The organism is Thioalkalivibrio sp. HL-Eb18 (genome assembly GCF_000364985.1).
Classification (GTDB): Bacteria; Pseudomonadota; Gammaproteobacteria; order Ectothiorhodospirales; family Ectothiorhodospiraceae; genus Thioalkalivibrio.
In genome coordinates this window covers 230,497-245,650 of record NZ_KB822960.1, presented here as the reverse complement: position 1 = coordinate 245,650, position 15,154 = coordinate 230,497, and the positions used below count along the sequence as shown (strand labels likewise).

Genomic DNA, 15,154 nt, shown 5'->3' with positions numbered 1-15,154 from the left:
GCCCGCACCCGCAACAACGCAAGAAAAACCCCCATCAACCCTCGTCCTTCAGACGCAGGCCCCGGGCATAGACACGGTTGCGCGGCACTCCGGTGGCGTCGGCAAGAACCCGCACCGCTCGTTTCAATGGGAGCTCCCCCAGCAAGGCCCCCAGCAGGCGCTCATGTTCGTCGGCGAGCGGGGCATCCTCGGACTCCGGATCGGCCGCCTGCGGCGCCGGCGCGAGGATCAACACGAACTCCCCCCGCAGACGATTGGCATCAGCATCGAGCCAGGCCGGGAGCTCGTCCGCAACACCTCTATAGTGTTCCTCGAACTGCTTGGTCAGCTCACGCCCCAGGAACACCAGCCGCTCCGGCGCGAGCGCGGCCAGGTCGTCGGCAGCGGCACGTACGCGATGCGACGACTCGAACAGGATCGTCGTCACCGGCTGCGACAGCAAGGCCTCCAGGCGGCGACGGCGGGCCCCGCCGGCATGCGGCAGAAAGCCCTCGAAGCAGAAACGATCGGAGGGCAGGCCGGCGACGGCCAGAGCGGCAAGCGGCGCGCTGGCGCCAGGCACCGCACGCACCGGCAGCCCTGCCTCGGCGGCCGCTCGTACCAGACGATACCCCGGGTCGGATACCAGCGGCGTACCGGCATCCGAGATCAACGCGAGATCGTCGCCTGCCTCCAGCGCAGACAATAAAGAGGGGATGCGCTCGCGCTCGTTATGTTCATGGAGGCTGACCAGGGGCGTCAGTACCCCCAGGTGCGCCAGCAACCCGCCGCTGTGTCGCGTATCCTCCGCAGCGATACGCGAAACGCGCGCCAGCACGTCACGGGCACGCGGGCTGAGATCGGCCAGATTGCCGATCGGCGTGGCAACCACCCATAACGTGCCGCAATTCGTTGACACAATCTGATGCGCTTTCAATACTGACTCCCCAATACGCTGAGCATCCCGCTATCGTGAACCTATACCTCTCTCCAGCTGCCGGGGGGCGCTACCGGGGCCGCCTGGCCCTGAGCCTGCTCGCCGGCGCAATCCTCGCCGGCTGCGCGACGCCGCGCCCGGACCCCACCCCCGCCCCGGAACCGGAGGAGGAACGACCCGAGGTCGTTGACCTGCCGGCCGAGCAACAGGCCCCGATCCTGATCAGCGAGGCCTGGGCGGACCCGCAGCCGGACAACGTGCGCGCAGCGATCGACGCGGTCCTGAGACTAGACGAGCCGGACGGCGACCTGGTCGACCGCGCGGACGCGCTGTGGCGCGACCTGGATGCCCAGCACCGGGAACCGCTGGCCGACCGTGTGCGCGGTGCCCGCCTGGCGGCCACACGCGGCGAGTGGGAAACCGCGCGCGAGCGGCTCGGCGCCGACGACCCGGACGACGAGACCCGCACGCCCGAGGTCTACCGCGAGGGTCTGGGCCTGCATGCCCGCCTGCTCGAGCACGAGCGCGAATGGTATCAGGCGCTGGACGCCCGGTTGCGCCTCGACGGCCTGCTCCTGCTGAAGCCCGATGAGCAAACAGCCAACCAGAAACGCATCTGGGGTCTGCTCTCGGCGCTTCGACCCGCCCAGCGGGACGGCCTGGCGGCGGGCGAACACCCGGATGCCGAGCCCTGGGTTCGCCTGTTCACCGGATTGCGCAGCGTCCATTCGGAAGACGACGCCCGCCGCGTGGCCGGCCAGTGGCGGGAGCGCTATCCGTCGCACCCGGCCAACAGCCTGCTCCCGGAACTGGTCGCAAGTCACCCGCTCCAGCCCGAGGCGCCGGAGACGATCCTGGTCCTCCTGCCGCTGTCCGGTGATCTCGCCCAGCTCGGCAATGCGATCCTCGACGGCATCACGCGCGCCTACTACGCGGAGACCGGGGGCCACGGCCGACTGTTGGTGCGCGACACACGCGGCGACCCCGACACGGCTGCAGACCTCTACAGGCGCGGCGTCGAGGACGGTGTGGACCGCATCATCGGACCGCTCGACCGCGATGCGGTGCGCGCGGTGGCCGCAAGCGAGGAGACGCGCCCGACGCTGCTGCTCAACCGTACCCGGCTCGACGGCAACGGTGCCTTCGGCACGCTGGCACTGAATCCGGAAGAGGATGCCTACGCTGTGGTGGACCGCGCGGTGCGCACGGGTTGGCGCAACCCGCTCGTAATCCTGCCCGAGGGCCAGTTCGGGGACCGCATTGCGGAGGCCTACCAGGAAGCGCTCGCGGACCACGGCCTGCGGCCGCGGGACATCGTGCGCCTGCGCCCGGATGCCGAGGACATCAATGCCCGGGTGGGCAATGCGCTCGGGATTGAGCAGAGCGAGGCACGCATTCGCGATGTCGCCCGCCGGACTGGCCTGAGTCTGGAGGGCGACCCCCAGGTTCGGGGCGATGCCGATCACCTGTTCGTGACCGGAACCTCGCGCCAGATGCGGCAACTCGTGCCACACCTGCACTTCCACGGGGCCCGGCAACTCCCGATTATGGCGACGCCTCATATCTACGCCGGGCAGCCAAACGCCAATCGCGACCGCGATCTCAACGGCATCGTTTTCCCCGACGCGCCCTATCTGTTCACGACCATCGAGCCGCTGAACGGCGAAATGGCCGAAGGGGCGACTGACGAGCTCCCACGCTTCGTCGCGCTGGGCATGGATGCGATGCGGCTGAGCCTGCATGATCACGCGGTACGCGAGGCCACCCACCATCAAATCGTCGGGGGTGCCGGAACCTGGTCACTGAACCCGATCAGCGGGGACTGGGTGCGCGAGCCGGCCTGGGCGCGCTTCGAGAGCGGCGCACCACGCCAGCTGGGGTCCACCAGCGAGGGCAGCTGACCAATGTTTCGCCCGGGCATGGCCGGCCAAGCCGCCGAGGACCGTGCGGCGCACTACCTGACCGGGCAAGGCCTCATCCTGGTGGCGCGCAACGTGCGCCGCCCGTGGGGCGAGCTGGATCTGGTCGCACGCGAGGGCGATACGCTGGTTCTGGTCGAGGTACGCAAGCGCAGCCACCGCAACTTTGGCGGCGGAGCCGAGAGCATCGATGCCGGCAAGCGCAGGCGACTGCTACGGGCGGCCGAGGGCTATCTGCAGGAGACCCGCTGGCAAGGCCCCGTGCGCTTCGATGTCGTGCTGCTGGACGGCGACGACACGATCGAATGGCTGCCCGACGCCATTCAGGGGGACCGGGCATGACACCGCTGGCACGCGAAATCGAACAACTCCTTCCGGCCGAGGACCGCCTGCTGGACCCGGCCGATTGCTGGTCCTACGGTGCCGACAACTCCAAGCTGCATGCCCCGCCGGATGCGGTCGCGTTTGCACGCGACGCCGAGACGGTCGCTGAACTGGTACGGCTTTGCCGACGTCTGGGCGCACCCGTGACCTGCCGCGGGCGCGGCACCGGCACCACAGGCGCGGCGGTCCCCGACCATGGCGGATTAGTCCTGTCGTTCGAACGCATGAACCGGATCCTGGAGGTCGACCCGGCAAACCGTTGGCTGATCGCGGAACCTGGCGTAACCAACGGCGAGGTGCAGGAAGCGGCAGGGGCCCAGGGGTTTTTCTGGCCCCCGGACCCCACGAGCAGTACTTACTGCACGCTCGGCGGCAATCTGGCCTACAACTCGGCAGGCCCCCATGCCGTGAAGTACGGCACGCCACGGGACAACACCCTCGGGCTTGCGGCGGTCGCCGGCACCGGCGAGGCCTTCCGTACGGGCGTGCACACGACCAAGGGCGTCGTCGGGTACGACCTGACCCGGCTGCTGATCGGGTCCGAGGGGACCCTGGCCGTGATCACCGAGGCCACGCTGCGCCTCACACCAAAACCCGAAGCCACGCGCCTGATTCAGGCTATGTATCGGACCGTGGGCGACGCGGCGGCCGCCGTGTCGCGGCTGATGGGCCGCGCGGAGGTACCGTCGGCCCTGGAGTTCATGGACCATTCGGCGATTGCCATGATCCGCGACTACGCACCGGACTGCCCGCTGCCAAGGGACGCCGGCGCCATCCTGATGATCGAGACGGACGGCACCGAGGCCGGGATCGATGCGACGACGCGCGGCGTCCGCGCCGCCGCCGATGGCGATGGCTGCCTGCAGACCATCAGCGCGGACACCGCGGAAGAGACCCGGGCCTTGTGGGCCGTGCGCAAGGCCCTCTCGCCGGCGCTGCGTACCGTCGCGCCGAAGAAGATCAACGAGGATGTGGTCGTGCCCGTCTCCCGCATCCCCGACCTGATCGCGGGCCTCGACCGGCTCGCCCAGGCGCACGCGATCAAGATCGTGAATTTTGGGCACGCCGGCAACGGCAACATCCACGTGAATCTGCTGGTGAACCCGGACGATCCGCAGGAACTCGCCGCCGCCGAACGCTGCCTGGACGAGGTCTTCACGCTGGTGCTGGGGCTTGGGGGTACGCTGTCCGGCGAGCACGGGATCGGGCTGGTGAAACGCGCCTTTGTGGGCCGGGAGATCGATCCCGTGGCGCTGAACCTGATGAGCGGGATCAAGCGGAGCTTCGATCCCGACAACATCCTGAACCCCGGCAAGGCGCCGGGGCCGGCCATCACGGGTCTTACTTGACGACCTTCAGGGCGGGACCCTTGCGCTTGGCAGCCGGCTTGTCCCCATTCTGATCGGAGCCCGTAGGGCCAGAGTCGTCCGGTCCGTCGCCGCCCGGGCCATCGTCCGGCCCCGGCCCCGGCTCGCTGCCGAACATCATCCCCTGGCCGTTCTCGCGCGCATAGACGGCGAGCACAGCCTGCGTGGGCACGTAGACGTCCATCGGGCTGCCGGCGAAACGCGCCGAGAAGGCGACCGCCTCGTCCCCGATATTCAGGGCCTGCACCGCGGACGGGCCGATGTTGAGCGTGATCTTGCCCTGCTCGACAAAGGCATCGGGCACTAGCGCACCCTCCACCGTGGCGTCGACCAGGATATGCGGCGTAAACCCGTTATCCGTGATCCACTCCCACAAGGCCCGGAGCAGATAGGGACGCGAAGAGGTCACAGCCTCAGCTCGCGCTCGGCCTCGGTGAGACTGATCTGGAAGGATTCCCGCTTGCAGACGCGATCCGCGTATTCCTGAATCGCAGTCGGCAGGGACTCGAGGTCGATCCCCAGCGACGGCAGACGCCACATGACCGGGGCGATCGCGCAATCCACGATGCTGAACTCGTCACTCAGGAAGTACGGCTTCAGCTCGAAGATCTCCGCCGAGTTCATCAGGCTCTCGCGCAGGATCTTGCGTGCCTTGGTCAGCCCGCCCCCGGATGCCTTCTTCACCGCGTCCAGGCCCTCGTACCAGTCTCGCTCGACGCGATAAAGCGCCAGCCGCGCGGCGGCACGCGAAACCGGGTCCACCGGCATCAGCGGCGGATGCGGGAAACGCTCGTCCAGGTATTCGGTGATCACGTGAGTCCCGTACAGCGCCAGGTCCCGATCCACCAGGGTCGGTACCTCGTTGTAGGGATTGAGATCGGAGAGATCCTCGGGAAGCTCGTCCGGCCCGAGGTTGACGACATCCACCGCGATGTCCTTCTCGGCGAGGATGATACGCACGCGGTGGCAGCGCACGCAGTCGTGAGCGGAAAACAGAGTCATTACGGAACGACGATTGGCGACCAGCGCCATAGCTTTCTCCCTACCCCGGCCGGGCACGAGGCCACACCGGGCAGACGGTCAATAACACCGGCGGGCGCTCATCCCTGAGCGCCCGCCGGCGACGGTTCAGGCCGCCTAGTGTACGTCTTTCCAGTACTCCTTTTTCAAGAAGTAGGCCAGCACGGTAAACACGGCCAGGAAAATCAGAACGTACAGACCGATGCGCTGACGGTCGAGCTGCATCGGTTCGCCCATATACGAAAGGTAGGTGACCAGGTCACGCACCGCGCGATCGTACTCGCTCTGGCTCATCGAGCCATTGCGCACGAGCTCCAGACGCTCGTTGCCGTCATCGTCCTCGACCAGCTCCTGCCAGCCCTGCAGCTCCCACAACACGTGGGGCATGCCGACGTTGCTGAACACCGTGTTGTTGGCACCCAGCGGACGGTCCTCGTCGATGTAGAAGCTCTTGAGGAAGGTGTACACCCAGTCCTCGCCATGGATGCGGGTCGCCAGGGTCAGATCCGGCGGCGTCACACCAAAGGCCTCGTCGGCATAGGAGTCCGACATCGCGTTCTTCATCAGCGAGCCCGGGTTCACCAGGTCGCCATCCTCATCGGTGATGAAGATGAAGTTCTCGGTAACCTGCTCCTCGGTCAGACCGATGTCGCGCCCCACGCGGTTGTAGCGCATGTACTGGGTGGAGTGGCAGGCCATGCAGTAGTTCATGTACAGCCGGGCGCCGCGTTGCAGCGACGCCTGGTTGGTCACGTCCACATTGGCTTTTTGCAGATCACCACTGTAGCTGGCGGCCGAGGCCGCCGGCACGGTGAATAGGGCCGCCAGGGCCATAACAGTCGTTGCGATAAACGTTTTCATTACGAAGTCACCCTTTCCGGAACGGCACGATCACGACCCAGACCCCGGGCAAACACCGGGACCACCATGCAGACGAACAGATGCACGGTCGGGATCAGCCAGGACCACATAATCAGGCTTGCGTCACTCGGATCGAAGCGCGTGATGTCGTAGAGGGTGTAGATACCCACGACCACCGCGAACAGGATCAGACTGACCGCCGCAGAGCGCTCCCGACTGAGGAACCACAGCAGGAAGAAGAACGCGAAGTACACGAGCGACCAGCGGAAGCTCATTTCGCTGATCATCGTGGTCGCCTGCTGCAGACCCAGCCAGCCCAGGATCACGAAGGCCACCACGAATGCCGCCAGGTTGAACTTGGCCGCGAACGAGCGGTAGCGCATCGACAGCACCGGGTTGCGGTCCAGCCAGGGGATGAAGAACAGCATCACCACCGCGAGGCCCATGGCCACCACGCCGAGGAACGGATCCGGCACGGAACGCAGCACCGAGTACATCGAGGTGAAGTACCAGACCGGCGGAATCAGTTCAGGGGTGACCAGCGGATCGGCCGGGATCATGTTGTCCGGCTTCAGGAACAGACCGCCGCCCATCGGGAAGAAGAACATGATGACCGCGAACACCATCAGGAAGACACCGACGCCGACGATGTCCTTCACGGTGTAGTACGGGTGGAACGGGATGCCGTCCTTCGGGATGCCGTTCTCGTCCTTGTTCTTCTTGATCTCGACGCCGTCGGGGTTGTTCGAACCCACTTCGTGCAGCGCGATGATGTGCGCGGCTACCAGCAGGATCAGCACCAGCGGCAGGGCAATCACGTGCAGCGCGAAGAAACGCGTGAGCGTAGCGTCGGACAGCAGGAAGTCACCGCGGATCCAGGTCACCAGGTCCGGCCCAATGTACGGGATGGTCTGGAACAGGTTCACGATCACCTGCGCGCCCCAGTAGGACATCTGGCCCCACGGCAGCAGGTAGCCGGCGAAGGCTTCGGCCATCAGCACCAGATAGATCAGCACACCAAAGATCCAGATCAGCTCGCGCGGCTTCTTGTAGGAGCCGTACAGCAGCGCCCGGAACATGTGCAGATAGACCACCACGAAGAACATCGAGGCGCCCGTGGAGTGCATGTAGCGGATCAGCCAGCCCCACTCCACATCACGCATGATGTACTCGACCGATGCGAAGGCCAGCTCGGCATCGGGCTTGTAGAACATGGTCAGGAAGATGCCGGAGACGATCTGGATGACCAGCACCAGCAGGGCGAGGGAACCGAAGAAATACCAGAAGTTGAAGTTCTTCGGCGCATAATACTGAGCCAGATGTTCGTTCCACATCTGGGACAGGGGGAAGCGGGCGTCAACCCAGCCCAGCAGCCCACCCTGCCACTTTTCCGCGGGATTACCGGCCATCAGACAGCTCCTCCGTCTTCATCTTCACCCACGAGCAGCAGGTTGTCCGTGATGTAGTGGTGCGGCGGCACCTCCAGGTTGTCGACTGCCGGCATGTTGCGATAGACGCGGCCGGCCATGTCGAAGCGGGAACCGTGGCAACCGCACAGCCAGCCGCCCTGCCAGTCGGAACCCATACCGGGATCACCGATCTCCGGGCGGAACGACGGCGAGCACCCGAGGTGGGTGCAGATCCCGATCAGCACCAGGATTTCCGGCTTGATCGAGCGGTGCTCGTTCTGCGCGTATTCCGGCTGCTGGGCCTCGTTCTCGGAGTCCGGATCGCGCAGGCGATCGGTCACCTGGGACAAACCTTCCAGCATCTCGTCGGTACGCCGCACGATCCAGATCGGCTGTCCCCGCCACTCGATGCTGACGCGCTGGCCGGGCTCGACCTCGGTCACGTCGAACTCGACCGGGGCCCCTGCTGCCTGAGCGCGAGCGCTAGGCTGCAAGGACGCCAGGAACGGAGTCGCGACCGCAACGACACCGGCACCGCCGACGACTGATGTGGCAGCGACGAGGAACCGACGACGGCCTCGATTTACGCCTTGGTTTGCCATGTTTGTCTCTCCAAACAACGTGTTGAAATCGTGTCCCGGCAGCCACTCGATACGCGTACGAGGGTGCGGAGATGCCCGCAGACTGCCCCGTGAGCGCGCCGCCCTGGGCGCGCTCACGGGCGAACGGGCAGGCCACCGCGGGGCGGCCAGTAAAATCCGATAGAATTCCCGAACACGCTAATAAGGTCAAGTAGGTGAATGCCTTAAGACCGGGCGGACGGCCTCTCCAGACGCGCCCAATCGATTATAAGTTATTCATGATAAAGGCGGGATTTCAGCGCCCCCAGCAAGAGCAGATTGCCCCGCGAATGTGCGCTCGCCGGGGCGCCGTTCAAGCGGGGTTGTCGATGTCGATAAACCGATGCTCCAGACCGAAGCGCTCGGCGCACCACTCCCCCAGGGCAGGCGCCCCGTAGCGCTCGGTCGCATGATGTCCGGCGGCGAAGTAGTGCACCCCGCTCTCGCGCGCCTCGTGGGTGGTCTGCTCGGAGATCTCGCCACTGATATAGGCGTCCACGCCCTGCGCCGCCGCCTCCATCAGCAATGACTGCGCCCCGCCGGTGCACCAGGCAAGCCGCCGGATCGGCCGCTCGCCGCCCGGCACCCACAGACACTCGCGCCCCAGCACAGCCGAGATGTGGTCGCGCAGGTCCGCCCCCGACACTTCGGCGGCGGGGCGCCCGTACTGGCCCACGCCGTCCTCGCGCAGCACGCCCTCGATCGCGAACCCGAGGCGATTGGCCAGCTGCGTGTTGTTGCCCAGCTCCGGGTGCGCGTCCAGCGGCAGGTGGTAGGCCACCAGGTTGATATCGTGCTCCAGCAGCCGGCGCAGGCGTTCGCGCTTCATGCCGGTGACCACCTCCGGCTCGCCCTTCCAGAAATAGCCGTGATGCACCAGGATCGTGTCGGCCCCGTCCGCGATCGCGGCCTCGACCAGCGCCAGCGAAGCCGTCACCCCGCTGACGATGCGGCGCACCTGGGCCCGTCCCTCCACCTGCAGCCCGTTCGGGCAATAGTCGCGAAAGCGCTCCGGCTGGAGCTCTTCGTTCAGGGCCTGCATTAATACGTCACGTTCGATCACGATCGGTTCTCCGGCTGGACCGGGATCGGCGGCTGTGCAGCCCATCCCATTTCGGTATATTCGCTATATGGTGAATTTCTCGCGTTTCCTGCTGCAAGCCGCCCTGACCGGCGTGGCGATCGCCGTAGTCGTCGCCGTGTTCTTTCCCCATGTGCTCGACCGCGACCGGGCCGAGCGGGCGGAGCTGCAAGTCGCCACCCCGCTTTCCACGACCAACGGGGCCGCGGTCAGCTATGCCGACGGGGTCGAGCGCGCCGCGCCGGCCGTGGTCAACATCATGACCTCGCGCGTGCTCGACACCCCTGGCATCCTTGACCTGCACGAGTTCTTTGGCCAGCCCATGCCCCCGGGCGACACCGAGCAGGCCAGCCTGGGCTCCGGTGTAATCATGACCGATCGGGGCCATATCCTGACCAATCACCACGTGATCGAGGAGGCCGACGCGATCGCCGTGGTCCTGCCCAATGGCGACGCCCATCCGGTCGAGATCATCGGCATCGACCCCGATACCGACCTCGCCGTCCTGCGCATCCGTACCGACGAGGTGGCAGTGGCCACGGTTGGCCACTCCCGCGACCTGCGCGTCGGCGACGTCGTACTCGCGATCGGCAACCCCTTCGGCGTCGGGCAGACCGTGACCCAGGGGATCGTCTCCGCCACCGGGCGCAACCAGCTCGGGATTAACACCTTCGAGGACTTTATCCAGACCGACGCAGCGATCAATCCCGGCAACTCCGGTGGCGCGCTGATCAATGCCAAGGGCGAGGTCATCGGCATCAACACCGCGATCTTCTCGCGCTCCGGGGGCTCGCACGGCATCGGCTTCGCGATCCCGGTGGACCTCGCCCGTGACGTGATGACCGAGATCATCGAACAGGGCTATGTCGCCCGCGGATGGCTGGGGATCGAGGTCCAGGCGATGAACCGCGAACTGGCTGATTCCTTCGGGCTGGATGCCCCGCGCGGAGTGCTGGTCGCCGGCATCCTGCGGGACGGCCCCGCCCAGGAGGCCGGCATCGAGATCGGCGACGCGATCACCCATCTCAATGGCGACGCGGTCAACAGCCCGCGCGAGGCCCTGAATATCATCGCCCGCACCGATCCCGGAGCCGAGTTGCCCATCACGCTCCTGCGCGACGGAGAGGAAGTGAAACTCGACGCCACCGTCGCCCAGCGCCCAATCTGATGGGAGCCCCGGCCCAAAGGCCGGGGGCTCGTCCTTTCACCCGTTGGCCGGGGAACTGACCGTAGTCAACGTCGCCGTGACCAGCAGGACCAGCCCCACCAGCACGACCTCGGACGCGATGCTGCGTTGCAGCCGTTGCGAGGCCCGCGCCTCGCCCCGCTCAAAGGCTGGCACCAGACGCCATTTATTGGACGCCGCCAACAGCAGTAGCAAGGCGACGATCAGCACCTTGCCGATCAGAAACTGCCCGTAGCCGGTCGTGAGCAGTGGCGTGACGCCGCCGAGCAACAGCGCGGCCAGGACGACACCCGCCAGCACTAGCAGGCCGACACCGAACACGGCCACCCGCCCGAAGCGATCCAGGATACGTACGGCGTCCGCCCCACCGGGCGGGTGTCCCGACAGGCGGTACAAAGGCCACAACGAGCCAACCCAGAACGCGGCCGCCAGCAGATGAACGACCAGCAAGCCGCCCAGCAGCCACCGGGGTTCGTCCACGGTGTGCCCGACCTGCACGAATGCGAGCATGACCAGCAATACACCGGCAAGGCTCAGGCCGTACCCAAGCCCCGGCAGGCGCCGAGCATCCAGCAGGATGGCCTGGAGCAGTACAAGCCCGCTCACGGCCAGGATCAGACGGGTCCCCTGCGCGCCCTCGAACACCATCCCGAGCAACATCGGATCGACCGCGGCGGCGCCATTGCCACCACCGAGATAACCAGCCTGCAGCGGCCACTGAATCAGGACAAACACAATCGCGACCCAGGCCGCGATCGCTCCCGTGCGGCTGGCCGCCCGACGCTCCGGATCCGGCAGATCCGGAAACGCCAGGCGGAACAGCACCGCCCCGGCCGCCCACAAGGCACCAGCATAGAACCCGGCCTCAACCAGGATCATGGCGACCGTCCAGGTATCCACTTCGGCGAGCGCGGACAGCCAGGCCACGGTTCAGTCCTCCACCGTAAAGCGGAAGCTTCCGGACATCATGTGGCCGTCACGGGCCAGACCGCGCCAGCGCACCTCGTAGTTGCCGGGTTCGAGCGAGCCGGCCGGACGCACATGGTATTCCTCGGTCGGGTCATTGCCCGGCCCGTCCTCCAGGGACACACGGCCCCGCGGGCCGATCACGTCGAACTGGGTGATGCGCATCTCGCCGTCGAAGTGAATCCCGATCTCCTCCGGGGTGCCCTGCACCGTGGAGCCATCCTCCGGGACCTGGCCCATCTCGCCCTCGTGGGCCATCAGGGGAGCGGCAAAAGCCAGCAACAGGGCCGCAAGGGCCGAACGCAGGGTATTGCGGGTACGAATCGTCATCATGAAATGCCTCTTTTTTAAGTGCAGTCGTGTCAGGGTCAGGCGGTCACGGACCACCGGGGCCGCCTTGCGGCGGTCCCGGCGCCCGCGCCGATGGAACCTCAGTGGTTGTGGCCTCCGTGGCCGTTGTGTCCTCCATGCCCCCCGTGGCCGCCATGTCCGCCGTGGGCATCGCGGCTGGGCGTCGGGAGCTCATCGGAATCCGCACCTGCGACCCTGCCGCGGCGTACCGGATTGCCGAAATCGGGATCGCTGCTCACGCGGCGAGCGACCTCGCCGTCCGGGTGCCAGTACCAGCCGGGATCACTGAAGTCGCCGGGCTCCAGGTCGTCGCGCACCTTGATCAGGGTGAACATCCCGCCCATGCCGATGTTGCCGAACGGGCCCTGGCCCATCCCCATCGGCAGCGTGTTCTCGGGGCCGCGCATATGGCCGCCATCGGTATGATCCTGATGGTCCGCCATGCCGTGTTCGCCCATGGCCATGTATCCCGGCAGCAGCGTGCGGATTTCGTCCTCGAGGCCGGATTGATCCACGCCCAGGGTATTGGCAATGCCATGGCCCATCGGGTTCATGGTGTGGTGCGACATGTGGCAGTGGAATGCCCAGTCACCGGGCGGGGCGACGAACTCGATGTCGCGCGTCTGGCCGACCGCCACGATCTCGGTGGTCTCCTTGCGCCACTGCTCGCGCGGCCAGCGCCCACCATCCGAGCCGGTCACCTCGAACGACACCCCGTGGACGTGCATCGGGTGGTTCCACATCGACAGATTGCCCATGCGGATGCGCACGCGCTCGCCGGTCTTCGCCACCAGCGAGTCGATGGCCGGGAACACCTTGGAGTTCATCGACCACAGGTCGAAGTCCACCATGATCGACGGATCCGGCGTGCGGGTACCGGGATGCAGGGCCCAGTTGTGCAGCAGGATTGCGTAATCGCGGTCCACCGGTTCGATCTCGCCATCCTTCGGGTGGATGATGAACATGCCCATCATCCCCATCGCCATCTGCACCATCTCGTCGGCATGCGGGTGGTACATGTGCGTGCCGTGCTGGTTCAGCTCGAACTCGTAGACGAAGGTCTCGCCCGGATGGATCGGCGGCTGGGTCACGCCCTTCACCCCGTCCATGCCCGAGGGCAGATGGATGCCGTGCCAGTGCACCGAGGTGTATTCCGGCAACCGGTTGGTCACGTAGATACGGACCTTGTCCCCTTCGACAGCTTCGATGGTCGGGCCGGGCGTGGTGCCGTTGTAGCCCCAGCACTTGGCCACCGAACCGGGCGCGAATTCGTGCTCGATCTCCTCGGCGACCAGGTGGAACTCCTTCACGCCGTTGTTCATCTCGTACGGCAGGGTCCAGCCGTTCGGCGTGTGCACCGGCATGTAGCCCTGGTTGGTGCGCTCACCCGGCGTGGTTTCGCCCTCGTTGTGGTGCTCGTGACCCGTTTCGGCCATCACTCGGGTCAGTGTCGTTGCCGGCAGCATTGCGGCGCCGGCGGCCAGCAGGAAGTTACGCCGTTTCATCAGTGATGCCCTCCGTGACCGTCGTCGAACGAGTGGTCGTTTTGCTCGTCGCCGTGGTCACCATGATCGCCGTGTCCGTGATCTCCGTGATCTCCGTGATCTCCGTGATCTCCATGATCTCCGTGATCCCCGTGATCTCCATGATCTCCGTGATCCCCGTGGTCCATCTCGGAGGGGTCATGCTCGAGCGCATCGGTCTCGAGATAGCCCTCGTCACCCGGTGCTCCTCCCGGCAGCTCGCCGGCCACCGCAAAGCCCAGCTCCACCCGGGCGCGCCAGTAGTCACCCAGCGCGGCAACCGCCCGCTGCCAGTCGGCCAGCTCCTCCTGCTTGGTCACCAGCAGGTCGAAAACATCGTCGAACATGAAGTTCACACGCTCCTGCATGCGCTCCAGCTCGATCTCGCGGGCCGGCAGCAGTTCATAACGCTTGGTACCGAACTTGTCCCGGTGATGGGCCAGGCGCACGAAGTGCTGGTGGACATCGGCGGTGATCGCCTGCTCCAGCTTGGCACGCCGGGCCTCGCCGTCCTCCAGCCGTGCCTCGGCGCGGGCGATGCCGGCCTGGTTCTGGTTGAAGATCGGCAGGGTGAACGAGATGCCGCCGCCCCACAGGCGGGTACCGTCAGTCTCGCGCTCGAACTCGATCCCGGGCTCGATATCGCCCAGCCAGCGATAACGCCGCACCAGGGCTACGCCCTCGGTGAGCCCTTCCAGGGCATGATCCAGGGCACGCAGATCGAGACGCTGTTCCAGGGCCTGCTCGACCAGGGCCTCGCGATCACCCAAACCCGCCAGCGGCAGGGGCAGCTTTCCCGGGACCTCCCATTCATCGACCTCGCCGGGCAGCCCCATCAGATGGGCCAGGCGCAGGCGCGTCTCGCGTTCGCGCTGGCGTGCGTCCTCGAGCTTCAGCCGGGCCTCTGCGGCGCGGATACGCAACTGGGAGCGCTTCAGGTCGGTCATGTTGCCGGCGTCATAGAAACGCTCGCCCAGCAGCGACCCGAGATCCGCCGCACGGGTTTCCAGGGCCTGTACCTGGGCGCGCTGGCGCGCAGCCACCGCGTCATACCAGGCGCGTTCGGTGTCCGAGGCCAGGGCCACCATCCCCTCGGCCAGTTGCAGCCGGGTGGACTCCCAGTGGGACTCGGCAATGTCCTGACGGGCACTGCGCATCAGCAGACCGGATATGCCCCAGGCCAGACCGACGCCATACTCGTTGCCGCCCCCGCCCTCCGGGCGCATCACCGACAGCGACAAGGTGGGATTGGAAAACTGGGAGGCCTCGACCACATCGGCGGCCGTCAGGTCCAGTTTGGCGTAGGCCTGCTGCATGCGCGGGTTACGCCACAGGGCCTGATGAATCGCCTCCTCGAGCGTCAGCTCGCCGGAGGGTCGGGGCATCTCCGACTCAGGCAGGTCGATCCCCTGCACCGAGATGTCCTCCGCCATTTCGGAGCGATCCAGCTCGGGCGCGGTAACCGCGCAACCGGCGAGGAACAGCACCGATACGACGGGGAGCAGCAATCGGGTTGCTCGCATCGTGAAAATCTCCTTGATCGGACTTCGA

General features: G+C 66.4%; 15 protein-coding genes. 4 read left to right on the top strand and 11 right to left on the bottom strand.

Annotation, left to right across the window (positions count from 1 at the left end; all coding sequences use genetic code 11):
- Window positions 1-34 precede the first annotated feature (34 nt).
- Window positions 35-871 carry a 16S rRNA (cytidine(1402)-2'-O)-methyltransferase gene (rsmI, locus tag F813_RS0101210; protein ID WP_017925257.1) on the bottom strand — a complete coding sequence of 279 codons (837 nt, stop codon included), beginning with the start codon at window positions 869-871 and terminating at the stop codon, window positions 35-37.
- 80 nt (window positions 872-951) lie between these two features.
- Between rsmI and F813_RS0101205 the strand changes: the two genes are divergently transcribed.
- From F813_RS0101205 to F813_RS0101195, 3 genes are read left to right on the top strand one after another with little or no spacing between them, the layout of a single operon-like run.
- Entirely contained in the window at window positions 952-2,817 is a 1,866-nt protein-coding gene (locus F813_RS0101205) for a penicillin-binding protein activator (protein ID WP_017925256.1), read from the top strand.
- A gap of 3 nt (window positions 2,818-2,820) precedes the next feature.
- Window positions 2,821-3,177, top strand: coding sequence for a YraN family protein (locus F813_RS0101200; protein ID WP_012983575.1), 357 nt, complete (start codon window positions 2,821-2,823; stop codon window positions 3,175-3,177).
- Complete coding sequence (locus tag F813_RS0101195; RefSeq protein ID WP_017925255.1) at window positions 3,174-4,568, top strand: FAD-binding oxidoreductase; 1,395 nt, start codon at window positions 3,174-3,176, stop codon at window positions 4,566-4,568. The genes F813_RS0101200 and F813_RS0101195 overlap by 4 nt, the downstream gene beginning before the upstream one ends.
- On the opposite strand, the gene F813_RS0101190 is transcribed toward F813_RS0101195, so the two are convergent.
- From F813_RS0101190 to F813_RS0101165, 6 genes are all read right to left on the bottom strand, one after another.
- Window positions 4,561-4,995 (bottom strand): ClpXP protease specificity-enhancing factor, encoded by a 435-nt coding sequence (locus tag F813_RS0101190; RefSeq protein ID WP_012983577.1) that lies wholly within the window; start codon window positions 4,993-4,995, stop codon window positions 4,561-4,563. The genes F813_RS0101195 and F813_RS0101190 overlap by 8 nt on opposite strands.
- Window positions 4,992-5,618 (bottom strand): glutathione S-transferase N-terminal domain-containing protein, encoded by a 627-nt coding sequence (locus tag F813_RS0101185; protein WP_012983578.1) that lies wholly within the window; start codon window positions 5,616-5,618, stop codon window positions 4,992-4,994. Before F813_RS0101185 ends, F813_RS0101190 begins: the two co-directional genes overlap by 4 nt.
- A gap of 105 nt (window positions 5,619-5,723) precedes the next feature.
- Window positions 5,724-6,467: a cytochrome c1 gene (locus tag F813_RS0101180; protein ID WP_012983579.1), complete on the bottom strand. Its 744-nt coding sequence runs from the start codon at window positions 6,465-6,467 to the stop codon at window positions 5,724-5,726.
- Complete coding sequence (locus F813_RS0101175; RefSeq protein ID WP_012983580.1) at window positions 6,467-7,876, bottom strand: cytochrome b N-terminal domain-containing protein; 1,410 nt, start codon at window positions 7,874-7,876, stop codon at window positions 6,467-6,469. The genes F813_RS0101180 and F813_RS0101175 overlap by 1 nt, the downstream gene beginning before the upstream one ends.
- The gene (gene petA, locus F813_RS0101170) at window positions 7,876-8,478 is read right to left on the bottom strand and encodes a ubiquinol-cytochrome c reductase iron-sulfur subunit (protein ID WP_012983581.1); all 603 of its coding nucleotides are present in this window, start codon (window positions 8,476-8,478) and stop codon (window positions 7,876-7,878) included. The genes F813_RS0101175 and petA overlap by 1 nt, the downstream gene beginning before the upstream one ends.
- A gap of 331 nt (window positions 8,479-8,809) precedes the next feature.
- A complete protein-coding gene (locus tag F813_RS0101165) occupies window positions 8,810-9,559 on the bottom strand; it encodes a Nif3-like dinuclear metal center hexameric protein (protein ID WP_012983582.1) in 750 nt (249 codons plus the stop codon).
- Between the two features lie 67 nt (window positions 9,560-9,626).
- On the opposite strand from F813_RS0101165, the gene F813_RS0101160 reads away from it, so the two are divergent.
- A complete protein-coding gene (locus tag F813_RS0101160) occupies window positions 9,627-10,745 on the top strand; it encodes a S1C family serine protease (protein WP_026148088.1) in 1,119 nt (372 codons plus the stop codon).
- A 36-nt stretch (window positions 10,746-10,781) separates the two neighbouring features.
- Here F813_RS0101160 and F813_RS0101155 read toward each other — a convergent pair whose 3' ends face one another.
- The 4 genes from F813_RS0101155 to F813_RS0101140 form a co-directional block, all read right to left on the bottom strand.
- Window positions 10,782-11,690, bottom strand: a complete 909-nt coding sequence (locus F813_RS0101155) for a CopD family protein (protein WP_017925250.1) — start codon at window positions 11,688-11,690, stop codon at window positions 10,782-10,784.
- 3 nt (window positions 11,691-11,693) lie between these two features.
- Window positions 11,694-12,062 carry a copper resistance CopC family protein gene (locus F813_RS0101150; RefSeq protein ID WP_017925249.1) on the bottom strand — a complete coding sequence of 123 codons (369 nt, stop codon included), beginning with the start codon at window positions 12,060-12,062 and terminating at the stop codon, window positions 11,694-11,696.
- Window positions 12,063-12,160: 98 nt separating this feature from the next.
- Window positions 12,161-13,585, bottom strand: coding sequence for a multicopper oxidase family protein (locus F813_RS0101145; protein ID WP_017925248.1), 1,425 nt, complete (start codon window positions 13,583-13,585; stop codon window positions 12,161-12,163).
- Window positions 13,585-15,111: a TolC family protein gene (locus tag F813_RS0101140; protein ID WP_017925247.1), complete on the bottom strand. Its 1,527-nt coding sequence runs from the start codon at window positions 15,109-15,111 to the stop codon at window positions 13,585-13,587. Before F813_RS0101140 ends, F813_RS0101145 begins: the two co-directional genes overlap by 1 nt.
- Window positions 15,112-15,154: the final 43 nt, after the last annotated feature.

Bases quoted from the DNA above. Each gene is read 5' to 3' on its own strand.
- F813_RS0101200 (WP_012983575.1), top strand. From the start codon at position 2,821: ATGTTTCGCCCGGGCATGGCCGGCCAAGCCGCCGAGGACCGTGCGGCG.
- F813_RS0101195 (WP_017925255.1), top strand. From the start codon at position 3,174: ATGACACCGCTGGCACGCGAAATCGAACAACTCCTTCCGGCCGAGGAC.
- F813_RS0101185 (WP_012983578.1), bottom strand. From the start codon at position 5,618: ATGGCGCTGGTCGCCAATCGTCGTTCCGTAATGACTCTGTTTTCCGCT.
- F813_RS0101180 (WP_012983579.1), bottom strand. From the start codon at position 6,467: ATGAAAACGTTTATCGCAACGACTGTTATGGCCCTGGCGGCCCTATTC.
- F813_RS0101175 (WP_012983580.1), bottom strand. From the start codon at position 7,876: ATGGCCGGTAATCCCGCGGAAAAGTGGCAGGGTGGGCTGCTGGGCTGG.
- petA (WP_012983581.1), bottom strand. From the start codon at position 8,478: ATGGCAAACCAAGGCGTAAATCGAGGCCGTCGTCGGTTCCTCGTCGCT.
- F813_RS0101160 (WP_026148088.1), top strand. From the start codon at position 9,627: ATGGTGAATTTCTCGCGTTTCCTGCTGCAAGCCGCCCTGACCGGCGTG.
- F813_RS0101150 (WP_017925249.1), bottom strand. From the start codon at position 12,062: ATGATGACGATTCGTACCCGCAATACCCTGCGTTCGGCCCTTGCGGCC.
- F813_RS0101145 (WP_017925248.1), bottom strand. From the start codon at position 13,585: ATGAAACGGCGTAACTTCCTGCTGGCCGCCGGCGCCGCAATGCTGCCG.